Origin of the sequence: Streptomyces iconiensis (assembly GCF_028657195.3) — a bacterium.
Taxonomy (GTDB): Bacteria; Actinomycetota; Actinomycetes; order Streptomycetales; family Streptomycetaceae; genus Streptomyces; species Streptomyces iconiensis.
The window spans coordinates 1-22,447 of record NZ_JANCPR020000071.1 but is presented as its reverse complement, the minus strand read 5'-3'; the positions used below and the strand labels follow the sequence as shown (position 1 = coordinate 22,447).

Sequence of the window (22,447 nt, the reverse complement as noted above, 5' to 3'; positions counted from 1 at the left end):
GAAGTTGATTCATGGGACTACGAGCGAATCCAAGCCAACGACAGAAGAGACTTGGACAGGAGCTGCGCCGCCTCCGCGAGGCCAGCGGGGTGAACAGGGAGGATGCCTGTCGTCACGCGGGTCTCCACAAGCCCCACCTCAGCCATATCGAAGCGGGCCGCACCGCGTGCTCCGAACGTCGGATTCGGGCCCTGCTGGACTTCTACGGTTGTACCGATAGCACCCTCGTCGATGCACTGGTCGAGATGGCCGCGTCCTCGGGGCGCGGCTGGTGGACGGAGTACCGGGATCTCACCCAGGACCGGCTGCGGGACCTGGCGGAGCTTGAGGCGTCCGCTACGGCGCATCGTTCCTTCCAGTGGATGTACGTGCCCGGACTGCTCCAGACCCGTGACTACGTCGCCGCCCTCTTCGACAACAGCGATCCGGCGGTCTCGGTCGAAGACGGCATGCGCTTCACCGAGTTCAGGCTGCGCCGCCAGCAGGTGCTGTTCGACGAGCCGACACCGCGCTATCACGCGGTGATCCATGAGGCGGCCTTCCACATGCACTTCGTGAGCCGCAAGATCCGCCGCGCCCAGCTCGAATACCTCGTGGAGGTCTCCCAACTGCCGCAGTTCACCATCCAGTTGCTGCCGTTCCGCTCCGAGATGCCCCCCTCGACCCCGGGAGCGCCCTTCAGCCTGATGGACGGCAAGGCGCCCTCTCTGCGCACCGTCCATGTGGAACAGCCTGTGACCTCGGCGTTCGTCTCCTCTCCCGATCAGGTGCGCGAGTACACCAGAACGTTCAACAGACTCAGCCTCGTCGCGCTCGATCCCCTCGACCCCGAAGAGCTGCACGACGACAGCTCGTACCGCCTTGTGCAGCACCTGCTCTACATCCTGTAGGGAGAGGGAGACATGCTGGATCTCACCTGGCAGAAGTCGAGCTTCAGCACCAACGACCCGAACGGCGACTGCGTCGAACTCGCCACCGGTGGCCACGGCGTGATCCTTCTCCGCGAGAGCGACCTGCCCTGCGCCGTGCTCTGCGCACGGCCCGCCGTGTACGCACGCCTCCTGGACCGGCTCAAGTCCGGCGACCCGGCGTTCACCCTGCCGGGCGCAGCGCCTCAGCCACGGGCCCCTCGCCCGTGACCCGTACGGAACCCGCGCGGATCGCGTCGGCCAGCGTCGCCGAACCCTCCGCGAGGCGGGCGCACGCTTCGGAGTCCAACTCCAGCCCCGCGTCCGCCCTTTGCGGTGCGGCGCCCTCGCCCCAGGGCGGGCCCTGCTCGCCGAGCCGCACATGAAAGGCGCCCTCGGGCAGGCGCACATCCACGACACCGCCCGGCTCTCCGGGCGGGGAGCCCACCATGTCGGCGAGTGCCGCCTCCAGCGCCGTGCGCAGCGGGACGGCCCACCAGTGGGCGCGTACCGCGTCGGTGGGGCGCGGCTTGCCCAGCGCGGGGGCGCCGAAGTCCGACAACGCACTCAGTACGGGCAGCAGTTCACGGCCGCGCGCGGTCAGCTCGTAGACGTGTCCCGCACCGGGGCGTGCCTGGCGGCGGCGCTCGGCCAGGCCCTCGCCCTCCATGTGCTTGAGCCGCGAGGCGAGCACATCGGTGCTCACGCCGGGCAGGTCGGCGTGCAGGTCGGTGTAGCGGCGCGGTCCTGCGAGGAGTTCGCGGACGATGAGCAGGGTCCAGCGGTCCCCCACGGAGTCGAGGGCGCGGGCTATGGCACAGAACTGGTCGTAACTGCGGCGTGAGCGGCTCGGCATGGGAGCCAGTCTAGACAAAGAGTTGGACTTTCCAAGTCAGTACTTGGTAGAACCAAGCAGGCACACAGGGGATACCAGGAGGGCGGGAGAGCATGGAGTTCCGGCAGTCGAACAAGCTCAGCGAGGTCTGCTACGAGATCAGGGGCCCGGTGATCGAGCAGGCCGACGCGCTGGAGGAGGCGGGCCACAGCGTGCTGCGGCTGAACACGGGGAACCCGGCGCTGTTCGGTTTCGAGGCCCCGGAGGAGATCCTTCAGGACATGGTCCGCATGCTCCCCCAGGCGCACGGATACACCGAGTCGCGCGGCATCCTCCCGGCGCGCAGGGCCGTCGCGCAGCACTATCAGGAGCGCGGTTTCCCCGAGGCCGACGTCGACGACATCTTCCTCGGCAACGGCGTCTCCGAGCTGGTCTCCATGTCCGTACAGGCCCTGGTCGAGGACGGCGACGAAATCCTCATCCCGGCACCGGACTTCCCCCTGTGGACGGCCGTGACGACCATGGCGGGCGGCAAGGCCGTGCACTACATCTGCGACGAGCAGTCCGACTGGCTGCCCGACCTGGACGACATGGCCGCGAAGATCACCTCCCGTACCAAGGCCGTCGTCATCATCAGCCCCAACAACCCCACGGGCGCCGTCTATCCGCGCGAGATCCTGGAGGGCATCCTCGACCTCGCGCGCCGTAACGGGCTGATGGTCTTCTCCGACGAGATCTACGACAAGATCCTCTACGACGGTGCCGAGCACCACCACGTCGGAGCCCTCGCGCCCGACCTCGTGGTCCTCACCTTCAGCGGTCTGTCCAAGGCGTACCGCGTCGCGGGCTTCCGCAGCGGCTGGCTGCTGGTCTCGGGCCCCCAGCAGCACGCGAAGAGCTATCTGGAGGGGCTGGCCATGCTCGCCTCGATGCGGCTCTGTCCCAACGCGCCGGCCCAGTACGCCATTCAGGCCGCGCTCGGCGGACGCCAGTCCATCCAGGAGCTCGTCCTGCCGGGCGGCAGGCTGCACGAGCAGCGCGACAAGGCGTGGGAGAAGCTGAACGAGATCCCGGGTGTCTCCTGCGTCAAGCCCAAGGGCGCCCTGTACGCCTTTCCGCGCCTCGACCCCGCCGTCCACAAGATCCACGACGACGAACGCTTCGTCCTCGACCTGCTCCTGCGCGAGAAGATCCAGGTCGTCCAGGGCACCGGCTTCAACTGGCCCTCCACCGACCACTTCCGCATCCTCACCCTCCCCCGCGCCGACGACCTGGACGCCGCCATCTCCCGCATCGGCCGCTTCCTGGACGGCTATCGGCAGTAGGGCCCCTCTCCTCCCCTGTTCCGGCTCCCCCTGTTCCGGCTCCCCCGTTCCGGTTGTCAGGGCCTCTGGGCCCCGGGGTCCCGGATCCCGGTCGCGAGGTCTCCCGCGCGCTTCAGCCGGCGTCTCCCACCGCCCGCAGCACCGGTACGCGGGCTGCCTGGCGGGCCGGGAGGGTCGCGGCGAGGACTCCGAGGGCCGCTGCCGCGGCGAGGAAGAGGGCGAGGCGGCCCCAGGGGACGGTGAGTTCCGCGCCTTCCTGGCCCAGCACGGCGACCGCGCCGAGGGCCGAACCAGAGAGGACTCCCATTACGGCGCCCAGCAGCGAGATCAGTACCGCCTCCAGCCGGACCATGGCCGCCGTGCCCCGGCGGTCGAGGCCGATGACGCGCAACAGACCGATCTCGCGGACGCGTTCACGTACGGACATGGCCATGGTGTTGACGACGCCGAGGACGCCGATGAACACGCTCACGCTGAGCAGCGCGTAGGTGAGGTTCAGGAACGGTGTGTAGGGGCGGGTCGCCTCGGCGGCCAGTTCGCCCCGGTCCTGTACGAGGAGCGCCGGGTTGTCGAGCGTGTGGACGATCCGCCGGCGCAGCGCCTCCGTACGGCCCTCCTCGGCGTTCACGAGGACGGCGGTCGGCGGGGTCTTCTCCCTCTCCTGGACGGCCGGCCCCGGTTCGGTGCGTACGGACGCCACGTCGGGGAGGCGCGCGATGCGGGCCGCCGTGCCGGTGCTCATCTCGGCGAAGTCGACGGCGCTGACGCGCAGATCGGAGGTGGCCTCGCGGGCCGCGTCCCGTTCTGCCATGTGGCTGAGCGAGGTGACGCCGACGGTGGCGGCGCTGATCAGCATGAGCCCGGTCATCAGCGCGGACGCCGTGGCCGCCGTACGGCGGGGGTTGCGCCGCGCGTTCTCCGCGGCGAGCGTGCCCCGTACCCCGGCCAGGCGGCGCAGCGGCGCGCGCAGCAGCCCGGCCAGCAGGACGGCGTACCGGGGCGCGAGCAGCACAAGGCCCACCAGCAGCACGCCACCCGTACATGTCACGAGGCCCAGGTCGCCGCTGTCCGAGGCGGCCGGCGCACCCAGTGCCCCGGCGAGGGTGACGGCGTACCCGGTGGCTGTGCGGCGGCGCAGTGCGGCTGGCTGGGGCGGCTCGCCCGTCCTGAGCGCGGCCATGGGGGAGATCCGCGCGGCGCGGCGTGCCGGGAGCCAGGCGGCGAGCGCGGTGATCCCGATACCGACGGCGAGCGCGGCCGTGGCGGCTGCGGGCGAGAAGAGCGGCAGCGGGGCCCCGCCTGAGCCGGCGGAGGAGGACGCCTGCGTGATCACGGGGAAGGCGCTCTTCAGCACGGCGCCGACCCCGACGCCCGCGGCGTAGCCGACCACCGAGGCGACGGCGCCCACCAGGACGGCCTGGGTGAGCACCAGCCGCTGCACATACGTACGCGTCGCGCCGACCACCCGCAGCAGCGCGTGCTCGCGGGCGCCGGCGGCGCTGAGCATGGTGAACGTGTTGGCGACCAGGAAGACCGACACCAGCAGCACGACGGAGGCGAAGCTGAGCAGCAGACCGCTGATCTTGTCCCCGTTCGCGCCTCCGCCGTCGCTCTCCAGCGCCTCGCTCCGGGTGGCGGCGCTCAGCCCTGACGGCAGCACCTCCTGGACGCTGTCCCGCACCTCCTGCTCGGAGACGCCGGGCCCGGCGGTGAGCGCGAGTTGGGTGTAGCCGTGGCCCTCGCCCAGTGCGCCGAGCGCGGTGGAGGTGTCGAAGGCGGTGAGGGTGCCGCCGGCCGCGATCCTGCTGTCGCGCGCGGTGAAGACTCCGACGAGGCGTACGTTCCGCGTCTCGCCGCGCACGACCACGCGCACCTTGTCGCCCGGCCCGTATCCGGCGTGCCGCGCGGTGTCGCGGTCGAAGGCGACCTCGCCCGCACCGCGCGGCGCGCGTCCGGAGGTGAGCGGATAGCGGGCGTCCCGACCGCCTTGGTCCGCCTGGTAGTTGACCCCGGCGCTGTCAGCGAGGGAGCCGACGAGCCGCCCGTCGCGGCCCACGACGAACGCGCTGCCCTCCACCACGCCGCGTACCGAGGCGACACCTGGCACCTTCAGGAGCCGGTCGCGCAGCCGGGAGTCGAGCCGCGGGGGCTCCTTCCCGGGGTCGGTCGGGCCGGGGGCGACCACGGCAGAGACGTCCGGCTGGGTGTCGGCGCTCACCCGCGCCGAGGCCGCCTTCACGGACTCCCCGTACAGCAGCGCGCCGGAGACGAAGGCGACACCCAGCACCACGGCGAACCCCGACAGGGCGAAACGGACAGCGTGCGCGCGCAGCGAGCGCAGGGCGGTGCGGAGCATCGGCGGACCTTCGGCAGAGGGTGCGAGCAGGAACGAGCCCATACTCGGCCGCACCGGCGGCCGAGCGGATCAGCCGTAAGAGCCAGCCGAACGCCTCCCGAGGGGCCTCGGGGTGGGCCGAAAGGTCGAGGTCACGGGCCCTGCGCTGCCCGTAGCGTGGGTGGCATGTTGCACGGATTCACACGGCGTCCCCGCTGGCAGCAGGCGCTGCTCCTGCTCGCCTCAGCACCCGTACTCGCGCTGCTGGTCGCCGAAGGGCTGGCCACCGGGTACGCGCCCACCGCTGTGGCGACGACCGTCAGCGGGGCGCTGTGCGTGGCGGCGCTGGTGGTGCCGACGCCGCGGTTCGCCCGGGCAGCGGCGCTCGCGACCGCGTGGTCGCTGGCGCTCTCCGTGGTCTCCAGCCAGCTCTCGCACCGCCCCGAAGTCACCCCGGGATTCGCGGAGATGGCGGCGCTGCTGCTGCTCACGGCCCGTGTCGTACGCGTCGAACGGCGCCTGCTGACAGCGGCTGCGCTGGTGGTGGGGAGCGGGCTGGCGACGGCGCTGGTGCCGCTGCGGCTGCCGAGGACCGAGTACCACAACGTGGGCACCATCCTGGAGCCCGCTCTCGCACTGGGCTTCCTGCTGATGGCGGTCCTCGGCCTCTATCTGCGGCTGCTGGACACCTACCGTGCCCGCGAACGCGCCGCCGACCTCCAGGAGCAGCGCCTCGAACACGCCCGTGAGCTCCACGACTTCGTCGCCCACCACGTCACGGCGATGATCGCCCAGACCAAGGCCGTCCGCTACGCCTCGGCACAGGGCAGGGCCCCGGACCCCGCCGACCTCGACGTGCTCCTCGCCGGTATCGAACAGGCGGGCTCGCAGGCGATGGAGTCCATGCGCGGCATGGTCTCCGTACTGCGCAGCGACGCCCCCGGCAGCGCGACGGCACGCGCCGGCAGCGACCTCGGCGCCCTGCGCGAACTCACCGAGGCCGCCACCCGCACCGGCACCCCCGCGACCCTCACCCTCGACCCGGCGCTTCCCGGACTGCCGCTCACCCCTGAGGTCACCACGACGGTCCACCGCGTGGTGCGCGAGGCCCTCACCAACGTGCGCAAGCACGGCAGCGGCGTCGAGTCGGTCGCCGTCGATGTGCGGCTGAGCGCGCAGGACCGCGGCCGGCTGTGCGTCTCCGTCACCGACGACGGCCATCCCGCCAAACCCCGCGGCGACGGCGACGCCGGCGGCTTCGGCCTCGTCGGGCTCGCCGAACGCGTCCAGGCGCTCGGCGGCACCCTCACCACGGGCCCTCGCGAGCGTGGGCAGGGCGCGCGTGGCTGGCGGGTGGAGGCCGAGCTTCCGTTGCCCGCCTCGGTCACGGGCCTGGAACGATGAGCGGAAACGGGCCTGGCACGATGAGCGGCATGACGATCCGGGTGCTTCTCGCCGACGACCAGGACATGGTCCGTGCCGCCTTCCGCATGATCCTCGGCTCGCAGCCCGACATGGAGATCGTCGCCGAGGCCGCCGACGGCCTCACCGCCGTCGAACAGGCCAGGGAGCTGCGCCCGGACGTCTGCCTGCTCGACATCCGGATGCCCGGCATCGACGGCCTGGAGGCCACCCGCCTGCTGGCGGGCCCCGAGGCGACCGAGCCCCTGAACGTGCTGATCGCCACGACGTTCGACCTGGACGAGTACGTCTACCGCGCCCTGCGCGACGGCGCCTGCGGCTTCCTCCTCAAGGACGGCTCGCCCGCGCTCCTCACCGAGGCGGTACGCGCCGCAGCCGCGGGCGACTCCCTGATCTCCCCCTCCGTCACGGTCCGCCTGCTGCGCCACATGTCCGCGCCGACCGCCGTGCCGGAACGCGCACCGTCCGAGCCTCTGACCTCACGCGAACTCGACGTCGTACGCCTCGTCGCCCGGGGGCGCACCAACGAGGAGGTCGCCTCGGAGCTGTACGTCACGCTCTCCACCGTCAAGACCCACCTGGCCAACGCCCAGCGCAAACTCCACGCCCGCAACCGCGTGGAGATCGCGGCCTGGGCGTGGGAAACGGGCACCGCCTGAAACGTGCCTGCCCCCAGCGCGATGCGCCCCGGAAGGGGCGCGGGGAACCGCGCGACGAGCCACGGCGGGCAGACGGCCGGCAACGCACCCACAGGGGCAGAACCGGGACCGGGACGGGGACGGCGACGGGGAGGAACCGGGCCGGGGGCACCCGATTCCTCCCCGTCCCCACGGGAAACGCCGGCTCACACGTGGGGGATCTCGGCCCCCACCGTGGTGGAGTCCCCGTGGCCCGTCCGCACCTCGGTCTCCAGCGGCAGCGTCAGCAGCCGTTCCTTGATCGAGCGGACGATCGTCGGGTGGTCGGAGAAGGAGCGCCCGGTGGCGCCTGGGCCGCCCTGGAAGAGGGTGTCTCCCGTGAACACGGTCCCCAGCTCGGGCGCGTACAGGCATACGGCGCCGGGCGCGTGGCCCGGCGTGTGCAGCACGGTCAGTTGCACACCGGCGACGGTGACGATCTGGCCGTCGGCCAGTTCGCCGTCCGGGGCCCGGTCCGGGTGCGTCATCTTCCACAGCGGCAGATCGTCCGGATGCAGCAGGATCGGCGCACCGGTCAGTTCGGAGAGCGCGGGCGCGGCGTCCACGTGGTCGTTGTGCGCGTGCGTGCACACGATCGCGCGCAGCGTACGGCCCCCGAGCGCCTCCGCGATGGCGGTGGCGTCGTGTGCGGCGTCGATGACGAGCGCCTCGGCGTCGTCGCCGACGATCCAGACGTTGTTGTCGACGTCCCACGAGCCGCCGTCGAGGCGGAAGGTGCCGGAGGTGACGAGGTGGTCGATGCGTGCTCCAGGTGCGGCGGCCATCAGAAGACCACCACCGAACGCAGGACGTCGCCGCCGTGCATGCGCTCGAACGCCTTCTCCACCTCGTCCAGCGCGATCGTCTCGGTGACGAAGGCACCCAGGTCGAGCCTGCCCTGCTGGTGCAGATCGACGAGCATCGGGAAGTCCCGCGAGGGCAGACAGTCGCCGTACCAGGACGACTTGAGGGAGCCGCCGCGCCCGAACACATCGAGCAGGGGCAGTTCCAGCTTCATCTCCGGCGTGGGCACACCGACGAGGACGACGGTGCCGGCCAGGTCACGGGCGTAGAACGCCTGCTTGTACGTCTCCGGCCTGCCGACCGCCTCGATGACCACGTCGGCACCGAAGCCACCGGTCAGCTCGCGGATGGCCTCGACGGGGTCGACGGTGGCGGAGTTGACGCTGTGCGTGGCCCCCATCTTCTCGGCGGTGGTGAGCTTACGGTCGTCGATGTCCACGGCGATGATCCTCGCGGCGCCCGCGAGACGCGCGCCCGCGATGGCCGCGTCGCCCACACCGCCGCAGCCGATGACGGCGACGGTGTCACCGCGCCCGACCTGGCCCGTGTTGATCGCGGCGCCGATCCCGGCCATGACGCCGCAGCCGAGCAGCCCGGCGACGGCTGGTGAGACGGACGGGTCGACCTTGGTGCACTGCCCTGCGGCGACGAGCGTCTTCTCGGCGAAGGCGCCGATACCCAGCGCGGGCTCCAGCTCCTGCCCCGTCGAGGCGAGGGTCATCTTCTGCTGGGCGTTGTGCGTGTCGAAGCAGTACCACGGCCGCCCGCGCTTGCAGGCGCGGCACTGGCCGCACACCGCACGCCAGTTGAGGATCACGAAGTCGCCGGGCGCGACATCGGTGACGCCCTCGCCGACCTCCTCGACCACGCCCGCCGCCTCGTGCCCGAGGAGGAAGGGGTAGTCGTCACTGATCCCGCCCTGCTTGTAGTGCAGGTCGGTGTGGCAGACCCCGCATGCCTGGACCTGTACGACGGCCTCGCCTGGTCCTGGGGCGGGGATGACGAGGGTCTCGACCCGCACGGGTTCGTTCTTGCCGGGTGCGATGACACCGCGTACTTCCTGTGCCATACGTGGGGGCCTCCCTTTTCGTCGGATCGTGTCGCGCTGACCCATTCTCGCTGTCCACGGGCGTATGCGGGAGGGGCGGGTCCGAGTGAGAGCAGGCATCTTCGGGGGCGCGGGGCCATGGCCGACAATGGGCTCTCGTGACCGTCTCCCGCGACCTCCCCGGCAGAGGACACCCGGCCGCCACGGCCAGGGTCATCCTCCTCACCGGCCCCTCAGGATCCGGCAAGTCCCGCCTCGCGAGCCGCACCGGACTGCCGGTGCTCCAGCTCGACGACTTCTACAAGGAGCGCGGCGACCCGACGCTGCCGCGCATCGGAGCCGCCGTCGACTGGGACTCGCCCCGCTCATGGGACGCGGAGAGCGCCGTACGGGCCATAGGCGAGCTGTGCCGGAGGGGAAGGACGACCGCCCCGCTCTACGACATCTCCGTCAGCGCCCGTACGGGCGAGGAGACGGTGCTGCTGAACGGGGCTCCGCTGTTCGTCGCCGAGGGCATCTTCGCCGCCGACATCGCGGAACACTGCCGCGACCTGGGCATGCTCGCCGACGCGATCTGCCTGCGCGGGCGCCCCTTCACCACGTTCCGCCGCCGCCTGCTGCGGGACGTACGCGAGGCACGCAAACCCGTACCGTTCCTGGTCAGGCGCGGCCTGCGCCTGATGCGCGCCGAGGGCGACATCGTCGCCAGGCACCGCGCCCTGGGCGCCCTCCCGTGCACGCGCGACGAGGCACTGACCCGCATCACCGACCTCCACACCGCGACCAGCAGCCTGAGCGCGTAACCGGGCACCTCCACGACGCCGCGGACGCGAGACGGCACGAGCGCGAAGGCGGTACGAGCACGAGGGCGGCGCGGGCTTGAGGCCGCCACGGACGCGAGGCGGCACGGGCACGAGGGGGCACACAAGAAGAGCGGTTCCAGCCAGACCCCCCGGCCGGCTGGAACCGCTCTTCTTTCCCCGTATCCCCGTTATCCCCTTGTTCCCCCCATTTCCCCTTTCCCCGTTTTCCCCTTTTTCTGTTGTCCCCCCGGGGTCCCCCCGAACCCCCTTACGTGCTCCCGCGCGTGCCCCCCAGCACGCCCCCGTATCCCCCGTGTCCCCCCGCCCCGGCGCCGCCGGGGCCGTCTTTCAGGCGACCAGCTCGCCGAAGGACTCGTCCTGGTCCTTGCCGAAGCTGAGCACCTCGTCGTCGCGCAGCCGGCGCAGCGAGCGCCAGATGCTGCTCTTGACCGTGCCGACACTGATGTCGAGTATGTCCGCGATCTCCGGGTCCGTCCGGCCCTCGTAGTAGCGGAGGACCAGCATGGTGCGCTGGAGTTCGGGCAGCCGCGCCAGCGCCTGCCACAGCACGGTGCGCAGTTCGGTGCCGCGCATCGCGTCCTGCTCGCCCACCGTCTCGGGCAGCTCCTCCGTCGGGTACTCGTTGAGCTTCCGGCGGCGCCACGCGCTGATGTGCAGGTTCGTCATGGTGCGACGCAGGTAGCCGCCGACGGCCGCCTTGTCGCTGATCCTGTCCCAGGCCCGGTACGTCGAGAAGAGGGCGCTCTGCAGCAGGTCCTCGGCCTCGAACCGGTCACCGGTCAGGTGGTACGCGGTGGCGTACAGGGAAGCGCGGCGCTCGCGCACATAGGCGGTGAACTCCACCTCCGCCGCGCCGTCACGCCGCTCCTCCCCGTACTCCGTTGACCCCCTGCTCCCCCGCTTGTCCCCCGGGGCCGCCGTGGCGTCCCCGGTGTTCCCCCCCAGGGCCTCCCCCCGAAGGCCCTCAACCGCGGTCCCGCCGACGACGGGCCACGGACGCATACGCACGGTGCCGCGCACACACCCCCGCTGTGCACCGAGCTCCCGACCCCGCTCGTGCAGGGAGGTGCTCGTCTCGGCACCGGGCTTCTCGGCCGGCCGGGTCTGGGACGCGGGAACCGAAGGTACGTGCAGGCGCGTGTGGATAACTGCGCTGGTTGTGTTGCTGTGCAGTGTGTTCATCACGCGCCCCCTTGGAGCCAGCCCGGTCGCTTGCCTTGATGTCGTAAACCCTGCCGCCCCAGTTTCATGACGACGTTCCCCGTCTGTCACAGCGGTGTCACAAGGGCGGGGCGTGCCGCGGATGCCCAGACCAGAGGGGGTCGGAGGTCCAAGAAGCGACCGCCGGTCGAAGTAAGCGCCCCCATACGCCAGAATGGCGCGCGTGCCTTTCCTGTTGCTGATCGAGGACGATGACGCTGTCCGTACTGCCCTGGAGATGGGTCTGACCCGCCAGGGCCACCGCGTGGTGACCGCTGCGACCGGCGAGGACGGCCTCAAGCTGCTGCGCGAACAACGCCCCGACCTGATCGTGCTGGACGTCATGCTGCCGGGGATCGACGGTTTCGAGGTGTGCCGGCGTATCCGCCGCACCGACCAGCTGCCGATCATCCTTCTGACGGCGCGCAGTGACGACATCGACGTGGTCGTGGGCCTGGAGTCCGGTGCCGACGACTACGTCGTCAAGCCCGTACAGGGACGCGTCCTTGACGCCCGTATCAGGGCCGTCATGCGCAGGGGGGAACGCGAATCGAATGACGCGGCGACCTTCGGGTCCCTCGTCATCGACCGCTCCGCCATGACCGTCACCAAGAACGGTGAGGACCTCCAGCTCACACCCACCGAGCTGAGGCTGCTGCTGGAGCTGAGCAGACGCCCGGGGCAGGCGCTTTCCCGGCAGCAGCTGCTGCGGCTGGTGTGGGAGCACGACTACCTCGGCGACTCGCGGCTCGTCGACGCGTGTGTGCAGCGGCTCAGGGCGAAGGTCGAGGACGTGCCCTCCTCCCCGTCCCTGATCCGGACCGTGCGCGGCGTCGGCTACCGGTTGGACGTCCCCAGTGAGAGCTGACGCACGAACGGGCACAGCGGAGAACGGAACAGCGGAGTGACCGAAGCCCCGTCCTTCGGCGAGCGCGTGCGTGCCCGGCTGGCAGGGGTGCTGCCCACACTGCGGCTGCGCCTCGTCGTCGTCTTCGCGCTGGTGGCCCTCACCGCCGCCGTCTCGGCCTCGGGCATCGCCTACTGGCTCAACCGCGACGCCGTGCTCACCCGCGCCCAGAACGCCGCGCTCAACGACTTCCGCAAGTCCATGGAGGACAACGCGGGCAACCTGCCCCGCAACGTCGAGTGCGAGCAACTGCGCGACGCCGCCAGCAAGATGGCGGGCAGCACGCAGAACTACCAGGTGCTGCTGATCGGCAAGACCGCCGCGGGCGGGCCCTGCGCAGCCGCTTCCAACGAGGACGACTTCACCCTGGAGAACGTGCCGCAGCCGCTGCGCGGCGCCGTCGCCAGGAAACGCCCCGTCGACAAGGCCAACCCGTACCCGTACCACCTCTACTGGCAGCGGGTCACGGTGCGCGGCGACCCCTACCTCGTGGGCGGCGCCAAGGTGATCGGCGAGGACCCAACACCCACCGGCTACATGCTCAAGTCGCTGGCGCCCGAGCGCGACGACCTCAACTCCCTCGCCTGGTCCCTGGGCATCGCCACCGCGCTCGCGCTCATCGGCGCGATGCTGCTGGCGCAGGCGGCGGCGAGCACCGTGCTGCGGCCCGTACGCCGCCTGGGCGAGGCCGCGCGCAGGCTCGGCGAGGGCAAGCTCGACACCCGGCTGCGGGTGTCGGGAACGGATGAACTGGCCGAGCTGTCACGGACGTTCAACGGTGCGGCCGAGTCCCTTGAGGCGCGCGTCGACGAGCTGAGCGCCCGCGAGGCGTCCAGCCGCCGCTTCGTCGCCGACATGTCGCACGAGCTGCGGACACCGATGACCGCGATCTCCGCCGTCACGGAGGTGCTGGAGGAGGAGCAGGAGAACCTCGACCCGATGATCGCGCCCGCGGTGCGGCTCGTCGTGAGCGAGACCCGGCGGCTCAACGACCTCGTCGAGAACCTCATGGAGGTCACCCGCTTCGACGCCGGCACGGCGCGGCTCGTCCTGGACAACGTCGACGTCGCCGACCAGGTGACCGCCTGCATCGACGCGCGCGCCTGGCTCGACGCCGTCGAGCTGAACGCCGACCGGGGCATCATGGCCCGCCTCGACCCGCGCCGCCTCGATGTCATCCTCGCCAACCTCATCGGCAACGCGCTCAAGCACGGCGGCTCGCCCGTACGCGTGTCCGTGCGTACCGAGGGCGAGCAGCGGGGCGAGCTGGTGATCGAGGTCGCCGACCAGGGCCCCGGCATCCCGGAGGACGTACTGCCGCACGTCTTCGACCGCTTCTACAAGGCCAGCGCCTCCCGGCCCCGGTCCGAGGGCAGTGGGCTGGGCCTGTCGATCGCGCAGGAGAACGCCCATATCCACGGCGGTGAGATCACCGCGCACAACCAGCCGGGCGAGGGAGGCGGCGCCGTGTTCACCCTGCGGCTGCCCCGTGACGCGCGCAGGCTCGCCGAGGACCGCGACAACGAGATCGACAGCGAGAACGGGCGCGAAGAAGAGGACGGCGTAGAGGACGGCGAACACGGCGGAACCGGCAGGCACGACGAGCACGGCAAGCACGACGCGAAGAACGAGCGCGACAAGAACGGCGGCGAGAACGTGAACGGGGAAACCGGGGGCGGCCGATGAGCCGTACGAAACCGGGCGGCGCGGCGAAGAGGTACCGCGTCCCCCTCGCCCTGCTGTGCGCCGTCGCCGCCTTCGGACCCCTCGTGAGCGGCTGCGGCATCCGCGCCACCAGCGTCCCCGTGGACGCGGGCGCCGCGCCTTCCCGGGTCGGCTGTGTGCTGCCCGGCGGCCGGGAGAGCCCCGAGAGCGGCAAGGGCACCTCCTCCGTCCGCGTCTACCTCGTCTGCGGCTCACGGGTCGCCCCCATCGAGCGCGAGGTCGACATGCCGGACGGGCGGTCCTCCGCCGAGCGGCTGCCGGTGGCCCGCAAGCTCCTGGAGGACCTGAAGCACCCGCCCTCACCCGCCGAGGAGGAAGCGGGCTTCGAGACGGCCGTACCCGAGGACCTGACGATCAGCGACGGGCAGCGCGGTGACCCCGACGAGGCGCTGCGGCTGAGCACGCCCCTGGACGAACTGCCCTCCTTCGCGCTCGCGCAGCTCGTGTGCACCTACGCGGACACAGCGGCGGCCGACGCCAACAACGCGGTCGTCCTCGGCGGCCCGGCCGAGCCCTCCAAGGAGGGCGCCGACGGCGGGGACGGCGGGGACGGCGCGGAGGAGCAGCGCGGCGAGAAGGCCGGCAAGCCGCTCCAGCGCTTCGAATGCGGCACCGCGCTGCGCACCAGGCCGGAGGCGGCCGAGACCGCCGGTACACGGGTGTGACACAGCCCTTACCCGTCCGGGTCAAGGCGCCGGAACCAGTTCGGAACGGGAAGACGTCCTCAGTGACGTGCAGCGCCTTGGCTCTGGCGGCCCGTCGGCCGCCCCCCGAATCCGCGTGGCGGGACTTCTCCTGCTGGCCGCGCACCTTGTGCTCGTCGGATGGCTGACGCTGCGCCCCCTCTCGGTTCCCTGGGTGGCGCCCGCCAACCTGCATCCGTTCGAGACGATCCGTACCGATCTGGCCGGGGGACCACGTGCCGCGCTGGAGGGCATCGGCGGCGGACTGCTGCTGCTCGCGCCCTTCGGTGTGCTGCTGCCACTCGCCACAGGGCGGCTCCACCGCCCCCTGCCCGGCACCTGCGCGCGGACCGTTTTCGGGGGCGCCATGCTCTCGGTCCTCATCGCGCTGGTCCAGACAGGTGTGCCGGGCCAGGTCGTCGATGTGGACGCCGTGCTGCTCAACACCGCGGGCGTCTCCCTCACCGCGCTGCTGGTCTTCCCCCTGCTGCGCAAGTGGCTGCGCCGCCGTGACCACGAGGACCGGCGCAGGCCGGCCAGGACCGTACGGGCACCGGGCGGCTCACCCGCACGGGCGAGGGTCCCCCTGCGGGACGAGGGCGCTCAGGGTTCGACCCCGAGAGCGACCAGGGTCGGGATGGCACCGTAGCCGGACGCTCGTATCCGCTGGTCCGCCTAGTGTCGAAGACAGAAGGCACGGCACCTGACCAGCGAAGGAGCAATCGCCATGTCCGCACTTGCCCGCCCCCGCGACGGCCGCATGATCGGCGGCGTGTGCGCCGCTCTGGCACGGCGCTTCGGTACCAAGCCCAACACGATGCGGGTCATCTTCCTGCTGTCGTGTCTCCTCCCTGGCCCACAGTTCCTCCTCTACCTGGCGCTGTGGGTGCTGCTCCCCGAAGAGGGCAGGAAGACCGCCTGGTGAGGACGCGTTCCACCGGCGTTCCCCGTACGAAGACGGCGGGCGTCCCCTGAGTCAGGGGACGCCCGCCGTTCACGTGCGCCGTCGTGTGCTGCTGGGTGCCGGTGCCGGTACCGGAGTTTCTCGGGTGCGGTGGTCGGCCGGGTGCCGGCCGGGCGCCGGCGCGGGCATGCGCAGGGCAGCGTCAGCCGAGTGGGAGGCCGCCGAGCAGGCTGTCGTCGGGGGCCGAGTCCCCCACCTTCGAGCCGGAGTTCAGCGGCTTGTCCAGGTCGTGCGTGGTCCTTCCGCCGGTCGCGATCTCGTGCCCGGCCGTCGCGGTCTCGGAGAGACCGCCGGGCAGGCTCCTGGTGGCGTCCTTGACGGGGAGGTCGCCGGCGGCGCCGGTCGCGACGGCTCCGACGGGGCCGAGCACGCCGATGGGCGCAGCAGCGGCGGTGCCCGCACCGGCCGCGGCAAAGGCAGCACCGAGGACGGCGGCACCGACGGACTTCTTCACTACCTGCTTCATCTGCACCTGCTTCATCGGGAACGGGCGTCCTCGCGGCGGAGGCTGGGGCGGGCCCGGCGAACGTAGCCAGGAACTCGGAGCAGTGGCAAACATGTCGAAGCGGCCGGGGGTCGGGGGTCTCCCGAGTCTTCCCGGCCGCTTTCAGGTACGTGACGCACGGTGTGAAGCGGTGTCCGAACCGCTGGTCACCCGGGGTCAGTGGGTGGTGTCACGGAACAGCCATTCGGATTTGAGAGCGGCGTATCCCGGCTTGATGACCTCGTTGATCATGGCGAGACGTTCATCGAAAGGAATGAACGCCGACTTCATCGCATTGACCGTGAACCACTGCATGTCATCGAGCGTGTACGAGAAGGTCCGCGCGAGCTGTGCGAACTCGTTGCTCATGGTCGTACCGCTCATCAACCGGTTGTCCGTGTTCACGGTCGCGCGGAAGTGCAGGCGCCGCAGCAGGCCGATGGGGTGCTCGGCGTACGAGGGCGCGGCCCCCGTCTGGAGGTTGGAGCTGGGGCACAGCTCCAGCGGGATGCGCTTGTCCCGCACATAGGCGGCCAGGCGGCCCAGCTTCACGCTGCCGTCGTCGGCGACCTGGATGTCGTCGATGATGCGCACGCCATGCCCGAGCCGGTCGGCGCCGCACCACTGCAGTGCCTGCCAGATCGACGGCAGGCCGAACGCCTCGCCCGCGTGGATGGTGAAGTGGTTGTTCTCGCGCTTGAGGTACTCGAACGCGTCGAGGTGCCGGGTGGGCGGGTATCCCGCCTCGGCGCCGGCGATGTCGAAGCCGACGACGCCGAGATCGCGGTAGCGGTTGGCCAGCTCCGCGATCTCCAGGGCGCGTGCCGCGTGCCGCATCGCGGTCAGCAGCGCGCCGACCCGGATACGGTTGCCCGCCTCGCGGGCCCTGCGCTCGCCCTCGCGGAAGCCTTCGTTGACGGCCTCGACCACCTGTTCAAGGGTGAGGCCCGCCTCCAGGTGCTGCTCGGGTGCGAACCTGACCTCGGCGTAGACGACGCCGTCGGCCGCCAGGTCCTCGGCGCACTCGGCCGCGACACGGACGAGTGCCTCGCGGGTCTGCATCACGCCGACGGTGTGCGAGAAGGTCTCCAGATACCGCTCCAGCGAGCCGGAGTCGGCCGCCTCCCTGAACCAGGTGTCCAGGCGGTCGGCCTCGGTCTCGGGAAGCCCTGCGTATCCGCTCTCGCGGGCCAGCTCGACGACGGTCGCGGCGCGCAGCCCGCCGTCGAGGTGATCGTGGAGCAGCACCTTGGGCGCGCGGTGGATCTGCTCCGGATTCGGGACGGTACTGAGGGAATCGCTTACCATCACGGCACTCTAGCTCCTACGCGCGTAGAACGCATGTGTTTTCCCAACTCCTGTGCGGATGCGCCCTCTTGGATGTACGGGAAGTGGCGCACGGGTGCCCCTTCGATACGGAAAGGTGATCGCGCGGCATACACCTCCGGCGCGGGGCGTGCCATCGTTCTGGCATGGCTCAGCGAGCGTTGCCTGACAGGGAAGCACGACTGGGGCGGCCGATGGGGGCCGTGGGAACAGCACCGCACGGCGTCGTCCTCGTGCTGCCCGGAGGCGGCGCCCCCACCAGCGCGCGGCGCGGCTCCCTGCGGGCCACCGCACAGGCCCTCCCCCTCGCCCGGCGCCTCGCGCGCGCCGCACACGACGAACCCCTCGTCGCCCACGTCCTCCACTACCGCTACCGCGGCTGGAACGGCGACGAGGCGCACCCGGCGCACGACGCGGAGTGGGGCCTGGACGAGGTGGTACGGCGGTACGGGGACGTACCGGTGTGCCTCGTCGGCGTGGATGTCGGAGGACGCGCCGCGCTGCGGGCCGGCGGGCACCCCGCCGTTGCTTCCGTTCTCGCGCTGGGCCCCGCGTTGCCGGCTTTCGCCGGTGAGCACGACGTGGGTGAGGGCGCCGCCGGGGGCGGCTCCGCCGGGGGTACGGGGCCCGTTGGGAGTACGGGGCCCGCCGGGGATACGGGGCCCGTTGGGAGTGGCGGTTCCGCCGGGAGTGGTTCCACTGGGAGTGGCTCCACCGGAGGTGTCGGTTCCGAGGAGGAGCCCGTGCGGCAGTTGCTGGGGCGGCACGTGCTCATCGTGCACGGCACGGACGACACGCACACCGACCCCGAACTCTCGTTCCGCTTCGCTGCGCGTGCCAAGAAGGCGAACGGTGACGTGTGCCGGTTCGAGGTGCACACCGACGGGCACGGTCTGCGCCAGCACTCCTCCGAAGTGGCCGCGCTCGCCCGCGACTTCGTGCTCGGCACCCTGTGCGGGCGCGACTTCTGCCGCCCCCTCACCGATGCGCTGGCGGCTCCCCCGCCCCTCGGCCTCCGCATGCCCCTCGCCTCCGGCTTCGGCCGCACCCTCGACTGACGGCACGTCGCCGCGCCACCCTCACCCGATGACGGTGCGTGGGTTCGCCGCCCTCGCCCGGATGACGGGGTGCCGTGGGTTCGGCACCCTCGCCCGAAGACGGGGGTGCCGTGGGTTCGGCACCGCCGGGTACGTGCGCGGTGGCTGAGCGCCGTCGCGGCGGACAGAGAGGTGCGGCGCCGCACCCCTCCCCCGCCGCACCACCCGCGGTTCGGCACCGCAGGACACGTACGCCGTGGCCGGGCGCCGTAGCGGACAGGTTGTGGCCGGTATGGGGGGCAGGATGGGGGGATGCCGAAGACCTCAGCGCGACTGCTGTCGCTGCTCTCGCTGCTCCAGGTGCGCCGGGACTGGCCGGGGACGTTGCTGGCCGAGCGGTTGGGCATCAGCCCGCGTACGGTGCGGCGGGATGTCGATCGGCTGCGGGAACTCGGTTATCCCATCGTGGCGTTCAGGGGACCCGAGGGTGGGTACCGGCTCGATGCCGGTGCGGAACTCCCGCCGCTGCTGTTCGACGACGACCAGGCCGTTGCCCTCGCTCTCGCGCTCCAGCTCGCCACCACCACGGGAGCCGGTATCGAGGAGGCGGCGGCGCGTGCGCTGACCACCGTCAGACAGGTCATGCCCGCACGGCTGCGCCACCGTATCGACGCCCTCCAGTTCACCGCTGTCGAACAGCCCGCGAACCGGCCCGAACCACAGGTCGGCAGCGGCGTCCTCGTGGCGCTCAGCGCCGCCGTTCACGCACGCGAGGTGCTGCGCTTCGACTACGCCGCCGGCTCGCCACAGGAAGCCGACGGCGGCGGCAGCGGCGACGACACCGCGCCTTCGCCGCCGCCGCGCAGGGCCGAGCCCCATCACCTCGTCGCCTGGGGCGGGCGCTGGTACCTGGTGGCCTGGGACCTCGACCGCGAGGACTGGCGCACCTTCCGTGCCGACCGGATCACCCCGCGCACCCCTTCAGGGCCCCGCTTCACGCCGCGCGGAGTACCCGGGGGTGACGTGGCCGCGTTCGTGGTCGGCCGGTTCCGGGGCTCCCACGAGTTCCGGGGGCCCGGGGCCGCTTCCGGCGACTCCGGCGGCCCCAGCGGCTCCGGCGACTGGCCGTGCCGGGGTGAGGTGATTCTGGATCTGCCCGCCGCCGTTGTGTCCCGTTACACCCGCGACGGGATCGTCGAGGCGCTCGGCCCCGACCGGTGCCGGCTCGTGCTGGGCTCGTGGTCATGGCCCGGGCTGGCCGCCGCCATCGGGAGGTTCGACGCCGATATCGAGGTCGTCGGCCCGGCCGAACTCCGGGACGCCTTCGCGCACTTGGCCCGCCGCTACGCCGACGCCGCGACGGGCCGCCGGCACGGAGCGGAGGGGCGGGGGTCAGCCGCGGCCTGCGGGGTTGAGGGCGGTGGCCAGGGGGGCCGGGGTGTCTGTGTAGAGGTGGAGGGTGAGGGCCTGGGCCGGGCGGCCCAGGGGGCGTAGGTAGGGGTGAGGGGTGTGGAGGCGGACCGTGACGTTGGTGATGCCCGCCACCGGGATGGTGAGGGTGTCGCCGTCCGTGGCGACCCCGCCGGTGGGATAGCGGCGGTCGACGTGCGCCGAGGCGATCCGGTCCGCGGGGATGTGGAGGTCGATCAGCGCGGCGTACCGCACGCGCAGGGAACCGTCCTCCGTCGCCACGTGCGGGCGGACGACCGAGGCCGCGTGCATGCCGAGTACGAAGATCACGCCGTAGATGTCGAGCACGAGCAGCGCCAGGTGGACGGCGGGCCAGGGAATGATCAGCGCGAGCGCCACGGTCTCGACGACGGAGAGGACACCGAAGATCAGCATCGTCGACGCCTGCGCGGAGGCGTAGGGAGCGGCGACATCGCCGGGTCCGACACCGGAGCGGCGGCGGGCGATCCAGAGGCCGATGCTGGTGAGGGACCGTATCTCGTGCAGGGTCAGCCGCCGTACGATCCGCGCGGTGCGCGAGGTATGAGGGGCCCGCGGGGTACGAGGGGCCCGCGGGGTACGCGCCGGTGCGGCGCTCATGGCGTGCTCCGGCGGGTGAGCAGCGCGATGGCCTGCCGTACGGCTTCGGCCTGTGCGGGGGCGAGTTCGGCGTAGAGGGCTTGGGCGAAGGGCTCTGCCATGGGGCTCTCTCCCTCGGCGACGGCGGGCATGCCGGCGACGGTCTCTTCGGGCACGCAGGCGGCGACGGCGTGGGCCGCCTCCGGTACGCGGGGGTCGTCGGACGCGGCGTCCTCCAGCGCGTCGAGGAGCGCGTACGCGTGCTGCGCACGCTCAGCCGTGGCCTCGTCCGAGGCCACGGAACCCGCGAGCGCGACGACGCTCTCGCGGGCCCCCGGCGGCGCCGAGGTCTCCAGGAGAGCGAGCACGTCGCGGTCCTTGGCGGCGATGGCGGACGCGTGCGCCGGTGAGGTGGCGGCGCGTGCGAACAGTCCGGTGAGTTCGGGCGAGAGGGGCGCGCTCTCCGGGAGCGTGCCGTCCTCGGCCTGCCGCAGCAGTTCGGCGAGGCGGACGCGGCGGGTCCGGATCTCCTCCTCCTGGCGCCGCAGTTCCTCGTCCAACTCGCCCAGTACTTCGCGCAGTTCGGCGCCGGTGTCGTCACCGAGCACGTCGCGCACCTCGTCGAGACCGAGGCCGAGCGCGGTGAGGCGGCGTACGCGGGCGAGGCGTACGGCGTCGCGCAGTCCGTAGTCGCGGTAGCCGTTGGGCTTGCGTGGGGGTTCGGGTAGCAGCCCCTGATGGTGGTAGTGCCGCACCGCACGGGTGGAGACCCCGACGAGTGCGGCCAGTTCTCCGATCCGCATGGCTTCAGTAGAAACGTTGCCGTCGCGTCAAGGTCAACACCCGTGGAAGCGGGTCCCCCGCGCTCCCTACGCGCGGACCGCCGTGTGCACCGTTGTCGCGGAGAGGAGGAAGACGTCGGCGCGGCGCATCAGGCCGTCGGGGCTGCCGTCGTCCAGCAGCACCTCAAGGGTTTCGAGGTCCTCGGCCGAAAGGCTCTCGGCGAGGCTGTCCCTGGCCCGTTCGACGCGGGAGCGTAGGTGGGCGCGTGCGCCGGGGTCCAGCGGGGCCGGCAAATCCGTGAGGAACGTACGGCTGCCCGTGGGCGCGAGCCCGGCTGCCGCCAGCATGCCCGGCCAGTCCTCCACCGTGCGGGTATGGCCGGGAAGCGCGGCCCTCATGTCCGCGAACCAGTCCTCTTCGGCCGCGTCCATCCGCGCCTGGATGCCGGGCCGTCCGATGCCGATGTCGCGGGGCAGGAACCGTGCGGGCAGCCCCCTCTCCCGCAGCGCGAGCACACCGCCCGGGCGCAGCGCCCCAGCGAACGCTTCGAGCGCCGCACGCTGGTCCCCCAGGTGGTGAACGACGTTGCTGGTCCACACGAGCCCGGCGGTGCCGAGGGTCGGCAGCTCGTCGGGGAGCTGGGCGAGGCGCGCGGTGATACGTGAACCGAGCCCCTCGCGCCCCGCGCGCTCCCGGGCACGGTCGAGCAGCCCCTCGGCACTGTCGACGGCGACGACCTCGGCGCCGGGAAAGGCGTGCGCGAGTGCGGTGGTGGTGACGCCGGGACCGCTGCCCAGGTCGAGAATGCGGCTGACCTCGTGACTCCCCGCGAGGTCACGCAGCCAGGCCGCGGTCTCCTCAAGGAACGGCATGCTCAGTTCGGCCTCGCGTTCGAGGTGCGCCCCAAGTGCGTTCCAGTCGAGATCCGCCGCCTCGCCCTCACCCCCGTGGTGGTGGTGAGGGTGCTGGTGGGGGTGGTGGATGTGCGGTTTGTCGGTGTGCGGCTCGTGGGCGTGCGGGGTCATCAGTCAGTCCTCCGGTCCTGTGCTGGGCGCGGGTCTGGGAGCTGGTGCGGGAGTGAGGGGCTGGGGGATTGAAGGGCTGAGGGGTTGAGGGGGTGAGGGGGTGAGGG

General features: G+C 71.8%; 23 protein-coding genes and 1 pseudogene. 14 read left to right on the top strand and 10 right to left on the bottom strand.

The genetic code is table 11. The features are described from left to right. Nucleotides 1–11: 11 nt before the first annotated feature. From NMN56_RS39870 to NMN56_RS39860, 3 genes and pseudogenes are all read left to right on the top strand, one after another. Nucleotides 12–215: pseudogene (locus tag NMN56_RS39870) on the top strand (helix-turn-helix domain-containing protein); the annotation flags it as partial. Between the two features lie 30 nt (nucleotides 216–245). Then, nucleotides 246–890, top strand: a complete 645-nt coding sequence (locus NMN56_RS39865) for a DUF5753 domain-containing protein (RefSeq protein ID WP_280842937.1) — start codon at nucleotides 246–248, stop codon at nucleotides 888–890. Between the two features lie 12 nt (nucleotides 891–902). Further along, complete coding sequence (locus NMN56_RS39860) at nucleotides 903–1,139, top strand: DUF397 domain-containing protein (RefSeq protein ID WP_274047167.1); 237 nt, start codon at nucleotides 903–905, stop codon at nucleotides 1,137–1,139. On the opposite strand, the gene NMN56_RS39855 is transcribed toward NMN56_RS39860, so the two are convergent. Continuing rightward, the gene (locus tag NMN56_RS39855) at nucleotides 1,093–1,764 is read right to left on the bottom strand and encodes a winged helix-turn-helix transcriptional regulator (RefSeq protein ID WP_274047168.1); all 672 of its coding nucleotides are present in this window, start codon (nucleotides 1,762–1,764) and stop codon (nucleotides 1,093–1,095) included. The genes NMN56_RS39860 and NMN56_RS39855 overlap by 47 nt on opposite strands. A 92-nt stretch (nucleotides 1,765–1,856) precedes the next feature. Between NMN56_RS39855 and NMN56_RS39850 the strand changes: the two genes are divergently transcribed. Beyond that, nucleotides 1,857–3,068: a pyridoxal phosphate-dependent aminotransferase gene (locus NMN56_RS39850; protein ID WP_274047169.1), complete on the top strand. Its 1,212-nt coding sequence runs from the start codon at nucleotides 1,857–1,859 to the stop codon at nucleotides 3,066–3,068. 112 nt (nucleotides 3,069–3,180) lie between these two features. On the opposite strand, the gene NMN56_RS39845 is transcribed toward NMN56_RS39850, so the two are convergent. Then, complete coding sequence (locus NMN56_RS39845) at nucleotides 3,181–5,424, bottom strand: FtsX-like permease family protein (protein WP_274047170.1); 2,244 nt, start codon at nucleotides 5,422–5,424, stop codon at nucleotides 3,181–3,183. A 165-nt stretch (nucleotides 5,425–5,589) separates the two neighbouring features. Here NMN56_RS39845 and NMN56_RS39840 point away from each other — a divergent pair, with 165 nt between their 5' ends. Then, nucleotides 5,590–6,807: a sensor histidine kinase gene (locus tag NMN56_RS39840; RefSeq protein WP_274047171.1), complete on the top strand. Its 1,218-nt coding sequence runs from the start codon at nucleotides 5,590–5,592 to the stop codon at nucleotides 6,805–6,807. A 29-nt stretch (nucleotides 6,808–6,836) separates the two neighbouring features. Further along, nucleotides 6,837–7,484 carry a response regulator gene (locus tag NMN56_RS39835; protein WP_274047173.1) on the top strand — a complete coding sequence of 216 codons (648 nt, stop codon included), beginning with the start codon at nucleotides 6,837–6,839 and terminating at the stop codon, nucleotides 7,482–7,484. 185 nt (nucleotides 7,485–7,669) lie between these two features. Here NMN56_RS39835 and NMN56_RS39830 read toward each other — a convergent pair whose 3' ends face one another. Beyond that, entirely contained in the window at nucleotides 7,670–8,287 is a 618-nt protein-coding gene (locus NMN56_RS39830) for an MBL fold metallo-hydrolase (RefSeq protein WP_274047175.1), read from the bottom strand. Further along, the gene (locus NMN56_RS39825) at nucleotides 8,287–9,375 is read right to left on the bottom strand and encodes an S-(hydroxymethyl)mycothiol dehydrogenase (RefSeq protein ID WP_274047176.1); all 1,089 of its coding nucleotides are present in this window, start codon (nucleotides 9,373–9,375) and stop codon (nucleotides 8,287–8,289) included. Before NMN56_RS39825 ends, NMN56_RS39830 begins: the two co-directional genes overlap by 1 nt. A 137-nt stretch (nucleotides 9,376–9,512) precedes the next feature. Here NMN56_RS39825 and NMN56_RS39820 point away from each other — a divergent pair, with 137 nt between their 5' ends. Continuing rightward, entirely contained in the window at nucleotides 9,513–10,157 is a 645-nt protein-coding gene (locus NMN56_RS39820; RefSeq protein ID WP_274047177.1) for a uridine kinase family protein, read from the top strand. A 348-nt stretch (nucleotides 10,158–10,505) separates the two neighbouring features. Here the strand turns inward: NMN56_RS39820 and NMN56_RS39815 are convergent, their stop codons facing one another. Then, nucleotides 10,506–11,360, bottom strand: coding sequence for a SigE family RNA polymerase sigma factor (locus tag NMN56_RS39815; protein ID WP_274047178.1), 855 nt, complete (start codon nucleotides 11,358–11,360; stop codon nucleotides 10,506–10,508). 202 nt (nucleotides 11,361–11,562) lie between these two features. Here NMN56_RS39815 and afsQ1 point away from each other — a divergent pair, with 202 nt between their 5' ends. The 5 genes from afsQ1 to NMN56_RS39790 all read left to right on the top strand — a co-directional run bounded on the left by afsQ1 (nucleotide 11,563) and on the right by NMN56_RS39790 (nucleotide 15,618). Then, complete coding sequence (gene afsQ1 / locus NMN56_RS39810; RefSeq protein ID WP_274047179.1) at nucleotides 11,563–12,246, top strand: two-component system response regulator AfsQ1; 684 nt, start codon at nucleotides 11,563–11,565, stop codon at nucleotides 12,244–12,246. 36 nt (nucleotides 12,247–12,282) lie between these two features. Further along, on the top strand, nucleotides 12,283–13,971 hold the full coding sequence (locus NMN56_RS39805) for an ATP-binding protein (RefSeq protein ID WP_274047180.1): 1,689 nt from the start codon (nucleotides 12,283–12,285) through the stop codon (nucleotides 13,969–13,971). Then, complete coding sequence (locus NMN56_RS39800; RefSeq protein WP_274047181.1) at nucleotides 13,968–14,675, top strand: hypothetical protein; 708 nt, start codon at nucleotides 13,968–13,970, stop codon at nucleotides 14,673–14,675. The genes NMN56_RS39805 and NMN56_RS39800 overlap by 4 nt, the downstream gene beginning before the upstream one ends. A 67-nt stretch (nucleotides 14,676–14,742) precedes the next feature. Continuing rightward, nucleotides 14,743–15,342 (top strand): VanZ family protein, encoded by a 600-nt coding sequence (locus tag NMN56_RS39795; RefSeq protein WP_274047182.1) that lies wholly within the window; start codon nucleotides 14,743–14,745, stop codon nucleotides 15,340–15,342. 78 nt (nucleotides 15,343–15,420) lie between these two features. Then, entirely contained in the window at nucleotides 15,421–15,618 is a 198-nt protein-coding gene (locus NMN56_RS39790) for a PspC domain-containing protein (RefSeq protein ID WP_274047183.1), read from the top strand. Nucleotides 15,619–15,799: 181 nt separating this feature from the next. On the opposite strand, the gene NMN56_RS39785 is transcribed toward NMN56_RS39790, so the two are convergent. Together NMN56_RS39785 and NMN56_RS39780 are read right to left on the bottom strand one after the other, a co-directional pair. After that, nucleotides 15,800–16,123, bottom strand: a complete 324-nt coding sequence (locus NMN56_RS39785; protein ID WP_280842936.1) for a hypothetical protein — start codon at nucleotides 16,121–16,123, stop codon at nucleotides 15,800–15,802. Nucleotides 16,124–16,318: 195 nt separating this feature from the next. Further along, nucleotides 16,319–17,449, bottom strand: a complete 1,131-nt coding sequence (locus NMN56_RS39780) for an adenosine deaminase (RefSeq protein WP_274047185.1) — start codon at nucleotides 17,447–17,449, stop codon at nucleotides 16,319–16,321. A gap of 221 nt (nucleotides 17,450–17,670) precedes the next feature. Here NMN56_RS39780 and NMN56_RS39775 point away from each other — a divergent pair, with 221 nt between their 5' ends. Next, nucleotides 17,671–18,525, top strand: coding sequence for an alpha/beta hydrolase (locus NMN56_RS39775; protein ID WP_347178844.1), 855 nt, complete (start codon nucleotides 17,671–17,673; stop codon nucleotides 18,523–18,525). A 291-nt stretch (nucleotides 18,526–18,816) separates the two neighbouring features. Further along, entirely contained in the window at nucleotides 18,817–19,998 is a 1,182-nt protein-coding gene (locus tag NMN56_RS39770; protein ID WP_274047187.1) for a helix-turn-helix transcriptional regulator, read from the top strand. Here the strand turns inward: NMN56_RS39770 and NMN56_RS39765 are convergent. From NMN56_RS39765 to NMN56_RS39755, 3 genes are all read right to left on the bottom strand, one after another. Continuing rightward, nucleotides 19,897–20,553: a hypothetical protein gene (locus NMN56_RS39765; RefSeq protein ID WP_274047188.1), complete on the bottom strand. Its 657-nt coding sequence runs from the start codon at nucleotides 20,551–20,553 to the stop codon at nucleotides 19,897–19,899. The genes NMN56_RS39770 and NMN56_RS39765 overlap by 102 nt on opposite strands. Next, entirely contained in the window at nucleotides 20,550–21,335 is a 786-nt protein-coding gene (locus tag NMN56_RS39760; protein ID WP_274047189.1) for a MerR family transcriptional regulator, read from the bottom strand. The genes NMN56_RS39765 and NMN56_RS39760 overlap by 4 nt, the downstream gene beginning before the upstream one ends. 66 nt (nucleotides 21,336–21,401) lie before the next feature. Continuing rightward, a complete protein-coding gene (locus NMN56_RS39755; protein ID WP_274047190.1) occupies nucleotides 21,402–22,340 on the bottom strand; it encodes a class I SAM-dependent methyltransferase in 939 nt (312 codons plus the stop codon). Nucleotides 22,341–22,447: the final 107 nt, after the last annotated feature.